Below are 16864 nucleotides of genomic sequence, written 5' to 3'. Positions count from 1 at the left end.
GCGAGGGTTGTTTCGCCCCGCGAGAACAGGTCGTGGACTGTAAACCGTAATATCCCAACGACGGTCGGGATTCCACGTCGTTTACGGCGTGGAGGATGTCAAGCTGCAGACGATTTTGTCCGTACTTACACTTTTGTACGCACTACGTGTACCGTTGGCATATGCGAGCCGCAGTCATGGACGCCCACGGCGAACCGCTCGAAATCGAGGACGTCGACTATCCCGAACCCGGTCCGGACCAGGTCGTCGTCGAGACGGAAGCCTGCGGGGTCTGTCGGAGCGACTGGCACGCCTGGCAGGGCGACTGGGGATGGGTCGGCGCACAGGCACCGCCGGGACAGATTCTCGGCCACGAACCGGCGGGAATCGTCGCCGACGTCGGCGAGGACGTCGAGACGCTCGAGGAGGGCGACCGCGTTACCGTTCCGTTCCACCTCGCCGACGGAAGCTGTCCGCACTGCCGTGCCGGCCGAGCGAACGTCTGCGAGACGGTGATCCCGCTCGGCTTCACGAGCGTCACACCCGGCGCGTTCGCCGAGGCGTTTCCGGTCAGGGAAGCCGACTTCAACTGCGTGAAACTTCCCGACGATGTCGAGTTCACGGAGATGGCCGGCCTCGGCTGCCGGTTCATGACGGCGTATCACGCACTCGCCGACCGGGCCGGGCTCCGTCCCGGCGACTGGGTCGCCATCCACGGCTGCGGCGGCGTTGGACTCTCCGCGGTCCACATCGCTGACGCGCTCGGTGCCCACCCGATCGCCGTCGACGTTCGGGACGACAAACTCGAGCGCGCACGCGAACTCGGTGCGGTCGAAACGGTCGACGCCGCCTCCGCCGAGAACCCGGCGAACGAGGTGAAAGCGCTCGCGGACGGCGGTGCGGACGTCTCGATCGACGCGCTCGGAATCGCCGAAACCTGCCAGAACTCGATCGGCAGCCTCGGTAAGCGGGGCAGCCACGTCCAGGTCGGGCTGACGACAGGCGAAGAGGGGGGAGAGGTCTCCCTGCCCGTCGACGCGATGACGATGCAGGAGATTGATTTCCACGGCTCGTTCGGAATGCCCCTCGTTCGCTACGAGGAACTGTTTCGTCTGATCGCGCAGGGAACCCTCGAACCGAGCAAGATCGTCGGCGAGACGCTGTCGCTCGAGGAACTCCCGGAGACCCTCGCCTCGATGGACGACTACGAGACGATCGGCATTCCGGTTGTGACGGAGTTCGGCGACTGAGTGGCAAAAGAACCGCTTTTGGGCACGATTTCGGTAACCCGGGTGGGGGCGGGAAACCCACCCCGGCGTGAGAGACATGAGCGTACTCGAAGCGGGGGCGAGTCCACTTTCGAGCGATCCGGGCACGAACGCACGCAATCGGCTGGTCAGCGCGTTGGTGTCTGGGCCGAACGCGTACCCGGCGGGGTTCCATCCCCGCAGATCAGGGATCGAGCGGGCACTCCATTGTTATGCAGTAACTTGCTGCAGAATAGTGCCAGCAAACTATCGACAGGGGCCGTGTAACGACGCCGTAGCACCCGGCTACGAGCAGGTTTCGGATCGAACTACTCCGTCAGAATCACCTCCGAGTGTAACGTTGCGACGGTCGGTCGCTCGAGTGATCCACGACGACGACCGTCTCCGAAGAGTGGAGACGTGGCCCCCGAGCACGTCCGCAGTATCGTCCAGTACCCGGTAACTGACGACAACGAGACACCCCTGACCGATCCGGTACCGTCTCGATCGCGAACCGCCAGACGACGTTTCCGAAGACCGTCAGTATCGGATTCTCCCGATTCGACGGGGTATCGGTTGTTCGGTAACTAATTCGACCATTACACAACGGGACGATCTCTCCGCAGTCCCGCGGTTATGACGTCTTTACTTGATTTTCAGGACGGGGTGATGGCGGGCGGTCGGTCACCCTCTCGACTCGATCGTCCGTCTCTGATAGACTGACAGGTAAGTCCTTCATAGCCCAGTTTGTCCCCGGGGTTACAAGCCGGATAACTACAACCGGTCGTCGCCACCACACCGATATGATCACCTGCACCAACTGCGAGACGCCCCAGTTCTTGCAGATCATTCAGAGCCGCGTCTACTTCGAGGACGGGGAGATGATCAACGAAGTCTCCGAGTCCTACGAGTGTACCCTCTGTGGCGGAACCGGCCAGTACGTCTACGACGAGGAACGAGACGAGGAGACCGTCTCGGGAGACGTCGAACTCACGACGGAGCGACCGAAGTTCGCCTGACCACCGCCCTCAGACGAGGGCACCAACGACACCCTCGCGGTCGCTGTACCGTCTCCAGCCGAACGACTGGTGATTCACTCTGACGACGTCTCGTCGTCTCCCTCGGACCTGTTGGCGCTCTTCTGTCTCTCCCGACGATCGACTGCGAACTCCTCCAGTTGCGCAAGATCCTCGAGATCCTCGTCCGGGTCGACGCGCTTACCGTACTGTCGCCGCTCGACGGCACGGGCCCGCCGCTCGGTATCCCACTCCTCGAAGAGACCGTACTCGTTCATCGTCTCCATGCCGGCGATCGCCGCCGTGAGTTTGATCCCGATGAGCGGGATATCCGCGACGGAGACGATCACGTCCGCGCGAACGACGGCCCCGTCGCGGAGTAACACGTCCAGGACGTCGACGAACGTATCCTCGTCCTTTTGCGGTTTCATGGGTCTTCGTCGGTCATGTGTCCCCGTTGCCACCCAGTTCGGGCGCGAACGTGTACGGCGGCCACGGCCCGCTGAACCGGACCTCGAGTCCGGGCGCCGCCGCGACGTCGTCGAGGAGCGAGCCGACGGCCTCCTCGTCGTCTTCGTGGGCGAGCAGGGTGAGTCGACAGAGCGTCTCACCGCCGTCGGTCGTCTCCGAGTCGGCGACTTCGCCGACGGCCGCACTCGGTGATCGCTCGAGCGTGTGGACCTCGCGGGTGACGTCCGCGAGCCGTTCCTGGAGGTCGTCGGTAATCGACTCTCGCCGCGCCCGCTGGAGTTCCTTCACGCGCTGTTCGTACTGCTTCTCGAGCAGGAAGGCGGTTCCCTCCTCGGAGCCGGAAATCTGCTCGTCGAGTTCGCGAAGCCGGTCGTCGCGCTCGATCAGATCCTCGTCGCCGATCGGCTCGGTTTCGACGACCTCGACGCGGTACTCCCAGTGGCCCGCGAGTTCCGTCAGCGCTCGGTCGAGCATCTCGGACTCCTCGCGGAGCCACTCGCGAACGCCGTCGTCGTCGCCGCGGAGAATCGTGTCGAACTGGAACGGGATCGGCGTACCGAAGGCGTCGCCGGCCTCGTCGACGACGGTCTGGTGGCGGACGAGCCACCGCTTGACCTGGGTGAGGTCGGCGGAGTCGTAGATCTCGTCACAGGCGTGGACGACCGCGCCGATTCCGTCGGTAGTGACGATCGAGACGGGTTCACCGTCGACGCCGTCCGTCTCGAAGGTAGCGTCTTCGTCTGCCTGGACGATACAGTAGAGGTACCGGCCCTCGTCGATCTCCGGTGCCTCCGCATCCAGTTCGTCGATCTCCTCGAGGTCGTCGAGGTCGTCGAGATCGGTGTCGGGGTCGCCGGCGTCGGTCGTCATTCCTTTTCACCTCCGAACACGGAGTAGCCCGGCTTCCGGTGGGCGGCCGGATCCGCGTCGAGCCGTTCGATCGCGTCCGTGACCAGCCCGTCCAGGTCGCCACGGAGATCGTCGACGCCGTTCTCGATCTCCTCGTCGCGCTTGAGCTGGTCGATCTCGGCCTCGATCGTCGCCAACTGCTGACCGAGGCGTTCTACCTCCTCGTCCGAGAGGGCGTCGGACTCCATCCGGCGAACCGCCTCGCGCTCGAGCGCCTCGATGAGGATTTCGACGACAGTTACCACGAGCGTGACGAGTCCGTCGCGTGCGTCCTCGCCGTCGCCGACGTCGATCGCAGTCATTGTTCGTTGTTCTCCGTGTCGGACTCGGTCGTTTCGTCGTCGTTCTCACCCTCGTTCGACTCGCTTGACCGCTCGTCTTCGCTCTCGTCGTCGCTGAGCAGGTCGAAGCCGCCGCTGGTCGGCTGTTCGGGATCGGGCGTCGCGCCGAGATGGTCGGAGACTCGGTCGGCCTCGATCGTTCCGTCGTCGCTCTCGTTCGTTTCGCTGTCGTCGCTCTCGTGGCCCTGGCCGTCGTCGGCCTCGGGATCGGGCGTGACGTTGACGCCGCGCGTCGGATCGATCGCCGGATTGGGTCGCTCCATCTCCGCGAGTTCGGGCTCGTCGACGGCCTCGGCGAGCCGTCGCATATCCGTCCCCTCGGGGAACTCGAGGCCGTACTTCGCCGCGGTCTCGAAGGAGGCGATGGCAGCCCGGACCTGGATGCCGAGCAGTTGCGTATCGCCGATCGAGACGGCGATGTCCGCGTTGATGACGATCCCCTTGTCGAGCAGCATCTCGACGACCTCCGCGAGATCGGCCTTCTGTCGACTGGGCTGGAACTCGTCAACCATGGTACTCACCTCGGCTGGCTTCGCGGAGATCACGGATCGGCCGTCGATCCGCCCGCATCGTACTCGAGCCCCGCGAGTCGTCGCTCGAAGGTCTCGAGGCGGTCGTTGCCCGTTTCTCCCGTCGGTTGGATACTGAGTTATTCATCGTTGTTCTCTCGTTGTCGTTTCTTTCGCTCTATTTCGAAGCGCCGGCCGTAGATGCGCTTTCGGGTCGGTGCCGTCGAGAGCTTCACCTGTTTCGGGACCGTCGAGTGGCGCGTCCCACTGGTGCCGATCTCGCGTCTGTTCGTCGCGATCGTCGAGGCTGCCGTCGGGTTCCGCGAGGAGGGACTCGTATCCTGGCGGCGCATCTTCTCACGGTTCGTCTCGTACAGCTCTTCGAACTTGCCGTGGGTCGTGAGCAGCGCGTCCCGGAAGGCGTCGATCCCTTTCATCGCCTGCTGCTGGATGAACGTCTGATAGGCTTCCGGATCCTCTTCGATGTCGGGTGTGCCGAGTGCCTCTTTGGTGGCCTCTGCCGTGTCCATGTCCGTCTCGATCAACTCGTCGTCGTCGTCGTCGCCGATCAGGTCGTCGTCGTCGTCGGCGACTGCCGACGCGGCTTCCTCGACCATGCTGGCGTCCTCACCATCGTCCGCGAGGTCGTCGACCGCGTCCTCGAGTTCGCGTTTCTCCTCCCAGATATCGCCCAGATCGGTGGCGTTCCACGCGTTCATCAGGTCGAGTGCCTTGAACACCTGCGTGAAGTCGACGACGTCTCCGGCGTCCGTCTCCTCCTCGGTCAGCGCGTCGGGGATCTCGCCCGTTTCGATCGCCTCGAGTAACTCGTCGCCGTCGACGGCCTCGGGAAGATCGGACAGGTCGAGTGCCTCGATTAGCTCGGCGGTCTCCTGGGCGACCTGTACGAGCGTGTCGACGTCGCCCAGTACCGACTCGAGGTCGTCGTCACCGAGTTCCTCGAGGTCGTCGACGCCGTCGAGCGCGTCCCCGACGTTCTCGAGGGCGGCCTCTCCCTCCGAGAGCAACTCCGTAAACGTCTCGTCGTCACCGCCGCTCTCGTCGCTCATCCGTCATCACCTGCCGGCGTCGTCGACTCCGTGTCGGGTTCGACCGTCACGGTGAGCACGCCGTTCTTGATCGTCGCTTCGGCGGTTCTCTCGGGCCAGGGAACGTCGACCCGGTCGAGTTCGGAGCCGGAGATGGCGACGACGAGCGTCGAGTCGTCGAAGCCGACGGTGACCTCCTCCGGGTCGGCGCCGGCGACGTCGGCCGTGACCACCAGTTCGTCGTCGTAGACGTTCGTGGTCAGGTGATGCGAGTTCGACGACGACCGACGACGGCGTCGTTTTCGCGGCCGGTCGGAGACCCCGCTGCGCTCGTCGTCGTCGTCCCGGATCGAATCGAACGAGTCACCGATCGAGCGGTCGAGGCCGGACCCGACCGAGATGTTGTAGTCCGTCGTCGTGCGGTCACCGCGACGACGTCCCGATATCGACCCGTCGTTGCGCTCGAGTCGCTCGAGCGCCGAGAGCAGGGTCGTGAGCCAGTGCGGTGTCTCGTCACGATCATCGGGCGATTCGTTCGGTTGGTCTGGTGGATTGTCGCTCATTATCGTTTCACCTCCACGCGGCCACTCGAGAACTGCTCGTGGACCTCGCGAGCGATCTCGATCTCTTCCTCGAGTTCGTCCTTGCGGCGCCGGTACTCCTCCTCGGAGCGCTCGCCGAGTTCGTACAGCAGCTGGTTCTCCTTGAGCTCGTCCTCGAGTTCGTTCAGGTCGTATAGCTCGTCGAGCGCGATCGAGTGGAGTGCGTCGATGATTCCGACGAACGGTCGAAACAGGAGGTCGTCGAGGATGAACATGGATCTAGATTACCCCTGGGCGCCGATCTTGACGTCGACGAAGCTGTACGGTGCGAACGGCCCCGTATACTGAAACATGAGTTCGTCGCCGTACTCGTCCTCGAGGGCGGCAACCGCATCGTCGAACTCCTCCTGGTCCTCTTTTTCGACGAGGTACGAGCGGTTGAACACGAGCCGGTCGCTGAACAGATCGTTCGGGACCGACTGTGCGGCGACCGGTTCGAGTTCGTCCGCAACGGCGTCCTCGATAGCCTCCCGGTCGACGTCGGCGTCTTCCTCGCGAACGAGTTTGAGGCCGAGTTCGATCTTGCCCTCGATGTCCCGCAGAGCGCGTCTGAACGCCGGCTGTGCGTTACGCAGGACGTTCTTCAGTTCCCGGTCCCCCTCGAAGGCCATCCCGAACTGCATCGGGACGATCGTCTGCCCGCCGTCGTACTCCATGATCTCTCGGAGGACGTCGTCGTGGCGCTGGGCGTCCTCGTCCGTCTCTTCTGGCTCCGTCGTGTCGATATCGGAGACGACAGCCCCGTACCGGCGGTGAGTGATCGTATAGACCTGGTCCGCCTCCGCGACGGCGTCGGTCTCGAACTCGATGTCGTCGCTGGCTTCGACCACGCCGTACACGTATCTGTGACTCACGAGTCGATCACCGTCCGTTTCGCTGTCCATAGGCGCGACCGTACGTCTCGTAACGGAGTGCGTGTCGATGTCATAGGGATTGAGATGAGAGCCAGTGAGTCGGGTGACTCGTTGATGACAATTTGGTAGCCGCGCGCGTTACCGTGGTGCTTGCAGTAGCAGTGTTCGTTCCTTATCCGAGAATGGATGGCAGGCTTGCAGTAGCAGCGACAGCCGTGTTACCCATCGGTACTCAACTGGTGAACGCTATGGCATCACAACGAAGACCAGACGCCTCGAGTCTCGCGGAAGTACTGGACCGCGTCCTCGACAAAGGCGTCGTCATCGACGTCTGGGCACGAGTATCGGTCGTCGGGATCGAACTGCTGACGATCGAGGCCCGCGTCGTCGTCGCCTCCGTCGACACGTTCCTCCACTACGCGGAGGAGATTGCAAAAATTGAGCAAGCGACGGCAGAAGGCGATATCGAGGATCTCGAGGAACTCGAGATCGAAGAACGGCCGGAGTCCTCGCCGAAGTCGGCCTCCGAGTAATCCACATGGGTGATTCGTCTTCGCGCAACCGAAAGGTCCGTGGCCGGAAAATCCGCTCGGACCGTAACAAGAAGAAACGCCGGAAAGCGAAGAAAGAACTCGATCGAAGCGCGAACGGAACGAGCCGCGAGTCGAACGACGGGAGCGGGGACTCGGTCCTGACGAGTCCCGAGGAAATCGCTCCCGATCCGTTCGTCGAGACCGACGCAGTCACATCGCTGCGCGACCGAATCACCGGGTGGCTCGAGGCCGACCAGCCGGTCCACCTGATCGGACCGACTGGCTGCGGAAAGACGGCACTCGCGCTCTCGGCGGCGGCCGAGCGCGGCCGTCCGGTCGTCTGGCTCAACGGCGACGAGGCCGTCGGCACCGCCGAACTCGTCGGAACCCACTCCGGCGGCGAGCGGTACGAGGAGCACGACCAGTTCGTCAGCGGCGTCAACAAGAAGACCCAGATCGTTCGCGAACGGTGGGTCGACAACCCACTCTCGGTCGCAGTCAAGGAAGGCGCGACGCTGGTTTACAACGAGTTCTCGCGCAGCGACCCCGCGGCGCATAACGTGCTCCTCTCGGTCCTCGAGGAGGGCGTCCTCGAGCGGCCAGGCAAGCGCGGTGACGACCGGACGATCGACGTCCACCCCGATTTCCGGCTGCTCGTGACCTCGAACGACGTCGAGTACGCGGGCGTCCACGAACAGCAGGACGCGCTACTCGACCGATTCGTCGGTGTCCACGTCGACTACTACGACGAAGAGACGGAACGTGAGATCGTCGCCGCCCACGTCGACGTCTCCGACGAGACCGTCGAGGAAATCGTCGGCGCGACGCGTCGACTCCGCGACGAACTCGACGTCGTCATCGGAACTCGAGCGGCGATCACCGTCGCAGAGGGACTTGCAGTCTTCGCCGAGGACGGCGGCAGCGAGTTCGACGACGAGTTGCTGGCCGACGTGTTCACCGACGTTCTCGCACCGAAGATTGCCGGCGAAGACGACGATATGGACGAGTTCCGAGACGCAGTTCGCGATACACTCTGAGACACCGATCATGGCCGAGGCAGATACGAACTCCGCAGATCAGTGCCAGGCGCTCACCGGAGACGGCGAGCGCTGTTCGCGCCCAGCACAGGACGACGGGTTCTGTTATCAACACGACGAAAGTGATCAGACCGTGAGCGAAAGTCAAACAGCCGAGACCGAACAGGACGAGCAGGAGCAAGAACAAACCGAGCAGGAAGCGGACGACCAGGAAGCCCAGTCCGCCGAGATGGCCGCGGACGAGGCGACCGATCCGAGCGACGTCGATACGAGCGACGTCGACGGAGACGACGATATCGCCGGCATCCTCGCGGTCCGCCGGACGGTCGAGTCGACCGCCGGACAGATCGTCGGCCACGAGTTCGACGGCGTGAGTGAGATCACGCCCCTGGACGACGGCTGGCGAGCCGTCGTCGAAGTCGTCGAGCGATCGGCGGTTCCCGACACCCAGGACATCATCGGACGATACGAGATCGAACTCAACGAAGACGGCGTCGTTCAGGGCTACCGACGGCTCGACCGCTACCGCCGCGGAGATACGACGGCGTTCGAGTGACTGGCTCTGTCACTCCGCCGACAGTTCATTCCGGATCACTCGAGTCACAACCCTCTCTTCCTCGGCCATTCGCCGTTGATTACCACAACAACCCCCGCTGACTTCCGCACCAATCTCCATCCCCGCTGACTGCCTCGCTACCCCCTCCGGAGTCCCTCGGCCGTCCGTCCAGCCGCGACGGCTCTCGGTCGTCGGCGTCGATCTCGAAATCTCGAAGTGACCGTACGTCGTCGACTCGCCCGTGCAACTCGTTTCCGGGATCCCCGTCTACGGCGTCGACATCGGACCGTCGACTCGCTGTGCGCACTACCACACCGATCGCGACGTTCTCGCGTTCAAGTTCGACTGCTGTGAGCGGTACTACCCCTGTATTCGCTGTCACGAAGCCGTGACGGACCACGACGCGGAGCCGTGGCCCCGACACCGGTTCTCGGAGCCCTCGGTTCTCTGTGGCGCGTGCGGAACAACATTCACCGCTCCCGAATACCTCGAGTGTGAGTACCGGTGTCCGTCCTGTGAAGTCTCGTTCAATCCCGGCTGTGAGGCCCACCTGGGCCACTACCTCGAGCGGTAACGTTCGTCGGCGGAGCTGGAAGAACAGTGGACTCATACGGCTGGTTGGAACTCAGTTCCGGGGCAACCGCGAACCGTCGTGTGGTTGCACCGGTACCCAGTTACACCGACCGTATCAGTCGTCCGCCGGGGCCCGACTCGAGGACGCTGCGTCGGACGCTGTCTCTCCGAGCAGTGCCGCCTCTGCCTTCGGTGAGAGTTCGTTCACCATCGCCCGGCCGTCCCGTTCGCGGACGATCAGTTCGTCCTCGGCCAGCGCCGAGAGGTGATGTGAGACGGTGCTGGGGTCGCGGTCCAGTTCGTCGGCCAGCCGGCCGTTGTGCACTCGGCCGAGTCGGGCGAGCGCCTCGAGCACGTCGCGCTTGGCCGGTTCCTCGAGCGCCGCGTGGAGTTCGACGTCGGTCGCGTCGAGGTAGTACCGACGCTTGCCGTTGACCTTCACCGCGGTCACCATCCCTTCTTCCTCGAGGATGCGGACGTGGTGGCGAACGGTCGACAGCGAGATGCTGCTTCGCTCGCTCACCTGTGAGAGATAGCAGCCGGGTTCGTCCTGGACCGTCGCGTAGACCGCCTGACGGGCGTCGTTCTCGAGCGGATCGGAGTCGTCGTACCGACTGTACCGAAGGATCGCCAGCAGTTCCCACGGGAGCTCCGAGAGCATCCGACGGAGCCGGCGAAGCGAGAACTGGTTCGTCCAGCTGGCAACGGCGCTGCCCGTCGCTCCGGCCGCCCCGGCGGCTCCGGATGCACCGGCGCCGCCGGCCGTCGCTCCGGTCGCCGTGATCAGGCCGAGCAATCCGACCAGGACCGCGTCCGTAGCGGGGGACGGCGTCTCACGCTCGTCGGGAGCGCTGGATCCGTCAGCCCCGTCGTCATCGGTGGTCGTCTCGTTCTCGGTCGTCTCCGCTGAGTCGGTGGCCGTCGTCTCGTGATCGCTCTCCAGATCGGCGGTATCGGAATCGTCCTGTGCGCTCGACTCGCTCGAGTCCGTCGCGTTCTCGAGCGTTTCAGTCGTCTCGTCGACGCCAGATTCGTCCCCTAGAGCCGTCGAAACCACCGTCTCTTCGGTCACCTCGGTCGTCGTCTCGGTCGTCTCGCCGACAGTGTCCGTCGTCTCGTCGGTCGTTCTATCGACGGTATCGGTGGTTTCGTCGGTCGTCTCATCGACAGTTTCCTCGGTCTCGTCGGTCGTCTCATCAACAGTTTCCTCGGTCTCGTCGGTCGTCTCGTCGACGGTGTCCGTCGTTTCGTCGACGAGGCCGGTGGTATCCTCGGTCGTTTCATCGGCGAGATCGGTCGTGTCCTCGACCGTGTTATCGACAGTATCCGTCGTTTCGTCGGTCGTCTCGTCGACCGTGTCCGTTGTCTCTTCAGTCGTCTCGCCGACGGTATCGGTGGTTTCGTCGACCGTGCCATCGACGGTATCTGTCGTCTCTTCGATCGTCTCGTCGACGGTATCCGTCGTCTCCTCGAGGGAATTGGACAGCCCATCGGTGGTGTCCTCATCAACCGTCTCGGTCGTTTCGTCGGTCGTGCTTTCGACGGTGTCGGTCGTGCTGTCGACGGTATCGGTCGTCTCGTCAGTTGTATCCTCGAGCGTGTCCGTCGTTTCAGTGGTCGTCTCGTCAGTTGTATCCGTCACCTCGTCGGTCGTCTCGTCGACCGTCTCCGTCGTCTCCTCAGAGGTGTCTTCGACAGTATCTGTCGTTTCGTCGACAGTATCGGTCGTCTCGTCGGTTGTTTCGTCGACAGTATCGGTCGTCTCGTCGGTTGTTTCGTCGACAGTATCGGTCGTCTCGTCGATCGTATCCGTCGAGGAAGCCGTCGTGTCTTCGACGGTCTCCGTCGTCTCGTCGACCGTCTCCGTCGTCTCGTCAGCCGTCTCTTCAGTGGTTTCGTCCGTTTCGTCCGCCGTTTCTTCGATTGCCTCGTCGACAGTTTCCTCGGTTTCGTCGCTCGTGTCGTCGACGGTTTCCTCAGTCTCGTCGGCTGTCTCGTCGACAGTTTCCTCGGTCTCGTCGCTCGTGTCGTCGACTGTCTCCGACGTCTCTTCGTCAGCTTCCTCGAGTTCGTCGGTCGTCTCTTCGGTCTCGTCACCCGTCTCTTCGACCGTATCCTCGAGTTCGTCACTCGTGTCTTCGACGGTATCAGTCGTCTCTTCGGTTGTCTCCTCGAGCGTCTCGCCCGTTACGTCGTCCGTTTCATCGAGCGAATCCTCGTCGTCGCTCGTCGATTCGTTCACCTCCGAGAGCGTCGAGTCGTCCTCGTCGGCGTCCGCCTCCGTCGGACTCGTGTCTATCTCGTCGATCGCTCCGGCGGCGAGTCCTGCGAACGGAAGCCCGAGCAACAGTACTGCGACCAGGCAGACCAGAAGCCGAGTCTCGAGCGACGATCGTGGTGTCATTCCAGTCGATAAAACATTACAGACACTCTGTAATACGCTTTTCCGTGTATTTATAGACAAATTATCAACCAATTGTCGTGGACGTTCCGCTGAGGCAACGTCGATCCAGCAAGCTATTTCCCCGTCGAGCGGCGGACTCCTGGTATGGATCCGGCGCTTGGCCCGCCCGACGCGATGGCCGAGAAACGCGACGAGCTGACGCCGATGATGCGCCAGTACCACGATCTCTGCGCGCGCTACGACGACGCGCTCGTTCTCTTCCAGGTCGGCGACTTCTACGAGACCTTCTGCGACGCCGCCGAGCGCACTGCCCGGTTGCTCGAGGTGACGCTCACCAGCCGCGAGGACAGCACGGGCGAGTATCCGATGACCGGCGTCCCGATCGATAACGCCGAATCGTACATCGAGGAGCTGCTCGAGGCCGGCTATCGCGTCGCCGTGGCGGACCAGGTCGAAGAGCCCGGTGAGTCACCAGGAGTCGTCGAGCGCGCGGTCACGCGCGTGATCACCCCCGGAACGCTCACCGAGGACGAACTGCTCGCCAGCGACGACAACAACTTCGTGGCCGCGGTCGCCCGCGCCAGCGGCGAGGAGGACGCGGGAGCGGACGACGAACTTGCGATCGCCCTCCTCGACGTCTCGACCGGAGACTTCCTCGCGACGAGCTCCACCTCGAGCGAGGCCATCTCCGACGAGGTGAGCCGGTTCGACCCCTCGGAGGCGGTCGTCGGCCCGGACGCGCCCGCGGACCTTTTCCCCGAAACCTGCATGGTGACGCCGTTCGAGGCTGACGTGTTCGATCGTAAACACGCAGGCGGGACGGTGTCGCGATACTTCCGCAACCCCGACGCGCTGCTCGCCAGCGACGCCGAAATTCGGGCCTGCGGCGCGTTGCTCTCCTACGCGGAGTACGTTCGCGGCGGCGAACACGAAGGCGAGCGCGACGTCACCGCCGGCACAGAGGAAGACGCAGACGACGCGGAATCCGACGACCCGGAGGACGCTCGACTCGAGTACATCACGCACCTCACCCGCTACGACCCCCGCGAGTACCTGCTGCTTGACGCTGTCGCCCTGCGGAGCCTCGAACTATTCGAACCGCGGGCCGTCCACGGCCGCGAGGATGCGACGCTCGTCGGCGTACTGGACGAGACGGCGTGCGCGCTCGGCGGGCGCAAACTGCGGGACTGGATACGCCGCCCGCTGCTTCAGCCCGACGGGATCGAAGCCCGGCTGGACGCCGTCGAGGAGCTGACGGGGTCAGTGCAGTGCCGCGAGCAGCTCCACGAACTGCTACGGGACGTCTACGATCTCGAGCGGCTGATCGGTCGAATTTCACGCGAGCGGGCGAACGCGCGGGACCTGCGCTCGCTCCGGGATACGCTGGCCGTCGTTCCCGACGTTCGCGAGCAACTCGCCGACGCCGACTGCGATCGGCTCCAGCAGCTACACGCCGATCTCGACCCGCTCGCGGACGTTCGCGAGTTGATCGACGACGCCATCGTCAGGGACCCGCCGATCGAGATCACCGAGGGCGGGATCATCGCCGAGGAGTACGATTCGGACCTGGACGACCTCCGCGGAACCGCACGGGACGGCAAGCAGTGGATCGACGACCTCGAGGAGCACGAGCGCGAGCGAACCGGCGTCGACTCGTTGAAGGTCGGCTACAACTCGGTCCACGGCTACTACATCGAGGTGACGAATCCGAATCTCGAGGCCGTCCCCGAGGACTACCAGCGCCGGCAAACGCTGAAGAACTCGGAGCGGTTCGTCACGCCCGAACTCAAGGAACGGGAGGACGAGATCGTCGGCGCCGAGGAGCGCGCGGACGAACTCGAGTACGAACTGTTCTGCGAGGTTCGCAGCGACGTCGCCGACGAGGTCGAGCGCGTCCAGAACCTCGCGGACGCGCTCGCGACGCTGGACGCGCTGGTCTCGCTGTCGACCGTCGCGGCCCAGTACGACTACTGCCGGCCGGAGATCCTCGAGCGCGAGTCCGGCGAGGGGGTGGAGATCGACGTCGAGGGTGGTCGCCATCCCGTCGTCGAGCGCACTCAGGAATCGTTCGTCCCGAACGGGGCTCGACTCTCTCCCGAGCAGCGGCTGGCGGTGATCACGGGGCCGAACATGTCCGGAAAGTCGACCTACATGCGCCAGGTCGCTCAGATCGTTCTGCTGGCGCAAGTCGGGAGCTTCGTCCCCGCCAGGTCGGCCCGGATCACGCCCGTCGAGCGGATCTTCACCCGCGTCGGCGCCAGCGACGACATCGCGGGCGGTCGATCGACGTTCATGGTCGAGATGGACGAACTCGCGACGATCCTCCGGGAGGCCGACGAGGGGTCGCTGGTCCTGCTCGACGAGGTCGGGCGGGGCACGTCGACGGCCGACGGCCTCGCCATCGCGCAGGCGATCACCGAGCACCTCCACGACGAGGTCGGCGCGACGACCCTGTTCGCGACCCACCACCACCCCCTGACCGAACTCGCCGAGGACCTCGAGGCCGCGTTCACGCTCCACTTCGAGGTCGAGCAGGACGACGGCGAGGTCGTCTTCCACCACGAGATCGCCCCCGGCGCGGCGACGGGTTCGTACGGCGTCGAGGTCGCGACCGCGGCCGGCGTCCCCGAACCGGTCGTCGAACGCTCTCGCGAACTGGTCGCCGAGAACGACGACGACGCCTCCGAAGAGGGACTCGAGCCGCGGAATCGAGCGGGCGGCTCCCGATCCGCGGCGACGACCGACGGCGGGAACCAGCCCGAATCGGTCCCCGCGGACGTCGCGGCCGAACTGCGCTCGCTTCAAATGGCTCACCTCACCCCCGTCGAAGCCCTGACGGAACTCGACCGACTCCAGCGGCTGCTCGAGGAGCGGTCGAGAGAGGAGTCCGAAAAAGCGTAACCGCGTTCTCGAGCGGACGTTTACGTACTGCGGCGGGCGACCCGCGCGAACGCGAGGGCGGCCCCGAACAGCGCGGTGTTCTTCAGGAAATGGATCTGCTCCTGCTGTTTCTCCTCGGGACCGTCCTGGTTCCAGAAGTCGTGCATCACCGGGGTCGTTCCGGCCAGGAAGCCGGCGATCCCGAGCGCGGCCGCGGCCGGGAGCTTCCAGAGGACGATTCCGAGCCCGCCGAGCAGGAGGCCGACGCTCGCCGCGGGGACGGTACGCTCGGGTTCCGGCGCGTCCTTGAACTCCGCGTAACCGATGCGCTCCTCGAGGTTGCGCAGGTTGTCGATCGCGTTGAACGCGAGGACGCCCCCGAAGAGGACGCGTCCGAGACGGAAGAGTGCGGTGTCAGTGAGCGAGTTCTCGTCGTCGGGCGGCTCCGCGGGCGCTTCGGGCTGCTCCGCGGGCGCTTCGGGCTGCTCCGCGGAATCGCTAGCGCTACGGCTCGTAAGACGAGATGCAAGTGACATCGACCGTTTTAGGGAATCGAGAGGGATAAGTACGCGCTGACACCGATGTCACCGCGCCACTGGGTAACCTTCTTCGTGAACGAAGTGGGAGTGCCGAGCGATGGCATCACTCACCCTCTCGAGCCCCGAATTCGACGACGGCGAACGAATCCCCGACCAGTACGGCTACGACGCGGCGAACGTCAACCCGCCGCTCGAGATCGACGGCGTCCCCGACGAGGCCGAGTCGCTGGCGCTGATCGTGGACGACCCCGACGCGGTCGAACCCGCAGGGAAGGTCTGGGATCATTGGGTCGTCTGGAATATTCCGCCCGAGACGACGACGATTCCGGAAGACTGGGAGCCCGACGAGGCGATGGAAGGGACCAACGACTTCGGCGAGACCGGGTACGGCGGACCGAGTCCGCCGGACCGGGAACACACGTATCGGTTCGAACTCTACGCGCTGGACACCACGCTCGACCTCGAGTCCGAGACCGACGCCGACGCCCTCGAGTCGGCGATCGACGGACACGTACTGGCACAGACGCAGTTCGAGGGGACCTATCCGTCGGAGTGACCGGCGGCCGACAGCCGTCTCGGCGGAGCGGGCCGACGATCCTTCGGGCTACCCGTCCGTCGGCTCGAGCGAGACGAACTCGAGGTCGTGCTGGGCCAGCAGCCGATCGGCCCGGTCGGTCACCGACGGCGCGACGAGGATCCCGCGAACGGCGGCGTCGGCGTGGAGGTCTCGTGAAAGCGCATCGACGTACCGCCGAAGCTGGCTCACCGCGTCCGGGCCGACGCGGCGGCGCTTGAGTTCGACGACGACCGAGCGGCCGGTCGAATCCTCGCCGTAGATGTCGACCGCTCCCGCGGGCGTGTCGCGCTCGGTCGCGAGCGGGGTGAAGCCGGACTCGAGCAGGGCGGGTTCCTCGAGGATCCGCTCGCGGAGGTCCTCCTCGGTGCCGACGAGCGCGATCTCGTTCGGGTCCGATCCCGCGAACGTCGAGACCTGGAGCACCTGCTGAAAGGAGACGAGTAGTCGCTCGTCCGGCGTCGATCGCAGGCTCTCGATCACGAGCGCGTCGTCCTCGCAGCGGACGGCGTGCTCGCAGCCAGGCGGCTGCCAGTTGACGGGCTGTTGGCCCTCGTTGGTGTGGACGAGAGCCGCACCGTCGGGTTTGAGCATCACGTGGCGGTCGCCGGCCTCGAGTCGACTCGAGGCGCGACCGTCGTAGTCGACGGTGCAGCGACCGAAGACGGTGATCATGGCCTCGCGTTCGATCCCGTCGGCGATCGCCTCGCGGGCCGTCTCGAGGGCGGGTTGCTCGAGCGTGGTCGCCTGCGGGGGCTGGATACCGGCTGTCACAGGGGAGAGGTAGCCGG

19 protein-coding genes are annotated in these 16864 nt (G+C 64.7%); 8 read left to right on the top strand and 11 right to left on the bottom strand.

The window, feature by feature from the left end; all coding sequences use genetic code 11:
• Nucleotides 1–161: 161 nt before the first annotated feature.
• Together CV102_RS23535 and CV102_RS23530 are read left to right on the top strand one after the other, a co-directional pair.
• The gene (locus CV102_RS23535; protein ID WP_148860455.1) at nt 162–1229 is read left to right on the top strand and encodes a zinc-dependent alcohol dehydrogenase family protein; all 1068 of its coding nucleotides are present in this window, start codon (nt 162–164) and stop codon (nt 1227–1229) included.
• Between the two features lie 800 nt (nt 1230–2029).
• Nucleotides 2030–2245: a hypothetical protein gene (locus CV102_RS23530; protein ID WP_148860454.1), complete on the top strand. Its 216-nt coding sequence runs from the start codon at nt 2030–2032 to the stop codon at nt 2243–2245.
• Nucleotides 2246–2319: 74 nt separating this feature from the next.
• On the opposite strand, the gene gvpM is transcribed toward CV102_RS23530, so the two are convergent.
• The 8 genes from gvpM to CV102_RS23490 form a co-directional block, all read right to left on the bottom strand.
• Complete coding sequence (gene gvpM / locus CV102_RS23525; protein WP_148860453.1) at nt 2320–2673, bottom strand: gas vesicle protein GvpM; 354 nt, start codon at nt 2671–2673, stop codon at nt 2320–2322.
• A 13-nt stretch (nt 2674–2686) separates the two neighbouring features.
• On the bottom strand, nt 2687–3583 hold the full coding sequence (gene gvpL, locus CV102_RS23520; protein WP_148860452.1) for a gas vesicle protein GvpL: 897 nt from the start codon (nt 3581–3583) through the stop codon (nt 2687–2689).
• Nucleotides 3580–3924 (bottom strand): gas vesicle protein K, encoded by a 345-nt coding sequence (locus CV102_RS23515; protein WP_148860451.1) that lies wholly within the window; start codon nt 3922–3924, stop codon nt 3580–3582. The genes gvpL and CV102_RS23515 overlap by 4 nt, the downstream gene beginning before the upstream one ends.
• Complete coding sequence (gvpJ, locus tag CV102_RS23510; RefSeq protein ID WP_148860450.1) at nt 3921–4475, bottom strand: gas vesicle protein GvpJ; 555 nt, start codon at nt 4473–4475, stop codon at nt 3921–3923. The genes CV102_RS23515 and gvpJ overlap by 4 nt, the downstream gene beginning before the upstream one ends.
• A 137-nt stretch (nt 4476–4612) precedes the next feature.
• Nucleotides 4613–5542: a hypothetical protein gene (locus CV102_RS23505; protein WP_148860449.1), complete on the bottom strand. Its 930-nt coding sequence runs from the start codon at nt 5540–5542 to the stop codon at nt 4613–4615.
• Entirely contained in the window at nt 5539–6084 is a 546-nt protein-coding gene (gvpH, locus tag CV102_RS23500) for a gas vesicle protein GvpH (protein WP_148860448.1), read from the bottom strand. Before gvpH ends, CV102_RS23505 begins: the two co-directional genes overlap by 4 nt.
• Nucleotides 6084–6338: a gas vesicle protein GvpF gene (gene gvpF, locus CV102_RS23495; protein WP_148860447.1), complete on the bottom strand. Its 255-nt coding sequence runs from the start codon at nt 6336–6338 to the stop codon at nt 6084–6086. The genes gvpH and gvpF overlap by 1 nt, the downstream gene beginning before the upstream one ends.
• A 9-nt stretch (nt 6339–6347) precedes the next feature.
• Nucleotides 6348–6977, bottom strand: a complete 630-nt coding sequence (locus CV102_RS23490) for a GvpL/GvpF family gas vesicle protein (protein ID WP_148860457.1) — start codon at nt 6975–6977, stop codon at nt 6348–6350.
• Nucleotides 6978–7225: 248 nt separating this feature from the next.
• Between CV102_RS23490 and gvpA the strand changes: the two genes are divergently transcribed.
• From gvpA to CV102_RS23470, 4 genes are all read left to right on the top strand, one after another.
• Nucleotides 7226–7510: a gas vesicle protein GvpA gene (gene gvpA / locus CV102_RS23485; RefSeq protein ID WP_148860446.1), complete on the top strand. Its 285-nt coding sequence runs from the start codon at nt 7226–7228 to the stop codon at nt 7508–7510.
• Nucleotides 7511–7515: 5 nt separating this feature from the next.
• Entirely contained in the window at nt 7516–8547 is a 1032-nt protein-coding gene (gvpN, locus tag CV102_RS23480) for a gas vesicle protein GvpN (protein ID WP_148860445.1), read from the top strand.
• A gap of 10 nt (nt 8548–8557) precedes the next feature.
• On the top strand, nt 8558–9103 hold the full coding sequence (gene gvpO / locus CV102_RS23475) for a gas vesicle protein GvpO, halophile-type (RefSeq protein ID WP_148860444.1): 546 nt from the start codon (nt 8558–8560) through the stop codon (nt 9101–9103).
• Between the two features lie 241 nt (nt 9104–9344).
• Nucleotides 9345–9677, top strand: a complete 333-nt coding sequence (locus CV102_RS23470) for a CHY zinc finger protein (protein ID WP_148860443.1) — start codon at nt 9345–9347, stop codon at nt 9675–9677.
• A gap of 114 nt (nt 9678–9791) precedes the next feature.
• On the opposite strand, the gene CV102_RS23465 is transcribed toward CV102_RS23470, so the two are convergent.
• Nucleotides 9792–12080, bottom strand: coding sequence for a winged helix-turn-helix transcriptional regulator (locus tag CV102_RS23465; protein WP_148860442.1), 2289 nt, complete (start codon nt 12078–12080; stop codon nt 9792–9794).
• Nucleotides 12081–12224: 144 nt separating this feature from the next.
• Between CV102_RS23465 and mutS the strand changes: the two genes are divergently transcribed.
• Nucleotides 12225–14981: a DNA mismatch repair protein MutS gene (gene mutS, locus CV102_RS23460; protein WP_148860441.1), complete on the top strand. Its 2757-nt coding sequence runs from the start codon at nt 12225–12227 to the stop codon at nt 14979–14981.
• A gap of 20 nt (nt 14982–15001) precedes the next feature.
• On the opposite strand, the gene CV102_RS23455 is transcribed toward mutS, so the two are convergent.
• Complete coding sequence (locus tag CV102_RS23455) at nt 15002–15496, bottom strand: DoxX family protein (protein WP_148860440.1); 495 nt, start codon at nt 15494–15496, stop codon at nt 15002–15004.
• 100 nt (nt 15497–15596) lie between these two features.
• On the opposite strand from CV102_RS23455, the gene CV102_RS23450 reads away from it, so the two are divergent.
• Entirely contained in the window at nt 15597–16055 is a 459-nt protein-coding gene (locus CV102_RS23450; protein WP_148860439.1) for a YbhB/YbcL family Raf kinase inhibitor-like protein, read from the top strand.
• A 48-nt stretch (nt 16056–16103) separates the two neighbouring features.
• Here the strand turns inward: CV102_RS23450 and nucS are convergent, their stop codons facing one another.
• Nucleotides 16104–16847, bottom strand: a complete 744-nt coding sequence (nucS, locus tag CV102_RS23445; protein WP_148860438.1) for an endonuclease NucS — start codon at nt 16845–16847, stop codon at nt 16104–16106.
• Between the last annotated feature and the right edge of the window lie 17 nt (nt 16848–16864).

The organism is Natronococcus pandeyae, assembly GCF_008122205.1.
In the GTDB taxonomy this organism is placed as follows: domain Archaea; phylum Halobacteriota; class Halobacteria; order Halobacteriales; family Natrialbaceae; genus Natronococcus; species Natronococcus pandeyae.
This window is presented reverse-complemented; position numbering and strand designations above follow the sequence as displayed.

Coding starts and splice junctions, on each gene's coding strand:
- CV102_RS23450 (WP_148860439.1), top strand. CDS start 15,597: ATGGCATCACTCACCCTCTCGAGCCCCGAATTCGACGACGGCGAACGA.
- CV102_RS23455 (WP_148860440.1), bottom strand. CDS start 15,496: ATGTCACTTGCATCTCGTCTTACGAGCCGTAGCGCTAGCGATTCCGCG.
- CV102_RS23530 (WP_148860454.1), top strand. CDS start 2,030: ATGATCACCTGCACCAACTGCGAGACGCCCCAGTTCTTGCAGATCATT.
- mutS (WP_148860441.1), top strand. CDS start 12,225: ATGGATCCGGCGCTTGGCCCGCCCGACGCGATGGCCGAGAAACGCGAC.
- gvpN (WP_148860445.1), top strand. CDS start 7,516: ATGGGTGATTCGTCTTCGCGCAACCGAAAGGTCCGTGGCCGGAAAATC.
- gvpO (WP_148860444.1), top strand. CDS start 8,558: ATGGCCGAGGCAGATACGAACTCCGCAGATCAGTGCCAGGCGCTCACC.
- CV102_RS23515 (WP_148860451.1), bottom strand. CDS start 3,924: ATGACTGCGATCGACGTCGGCGACGGCGAGGACGCACGCGACGGACTC.
- gvpM (WP_148860453.1), bottom strand. CDS start 2,673: ATGAAACCGCAAAAGGACGAGGATACGTTCGTCGACGTCCTGGACGTG.
- gvpL (WP_148860452.1), bottom strand. CDS start 3,583: ATGACGACCGACGCCGGCGACCCCGACACCGATCTCGACGACCTCGAC.
- gvpJ (WP_148860450.1), bottom strand. CDS start 4,475: ATGGTTGACGAGTTCCAGCCCAGTCGACAGAAGGCCGATCTCGCGGAG.
- CV102_RS23465 (WP_148860442.1), bottom strand. CDS start 12,080: ATGACACCACGATCGTCGCTCGAGACTCGGCTTCTGGTCTGCCTGGTC.
- gvpH (WP_148860448.1), bottom strand. CDS start 6,084: ATGAGCGACAATCCACCAGACCAACCGAACGAATCGCCCGATGATCGT.
- CV102_RS23505 (WP_148860449.1), bottom strand. CDS start 5,542: ATGAGCGACGAGAGCGGCGGTGACGACGAGACGTTTACGGAGTTGCTC.
- gvpF (WP_148860447.1), bottom strand. CDS start 6,338: ATGTTCATCCTCGACGACCTCCTGTTTCGACCGTTCGTCGGAATCATC.
- gvpA (WP_148860446.1), top strand. CDS start 7,226: ATGGCATCACAACGAAGACCAGACGCCTCGAGTCTCGCGGAAGTACTG.
- CV102_RS23535 (WP_148860455.1), top strand. CDS start 162: ATGCGAGCCGCAGTCATGGACGCCCACGGCGAACCGCTCGAAATCGAG.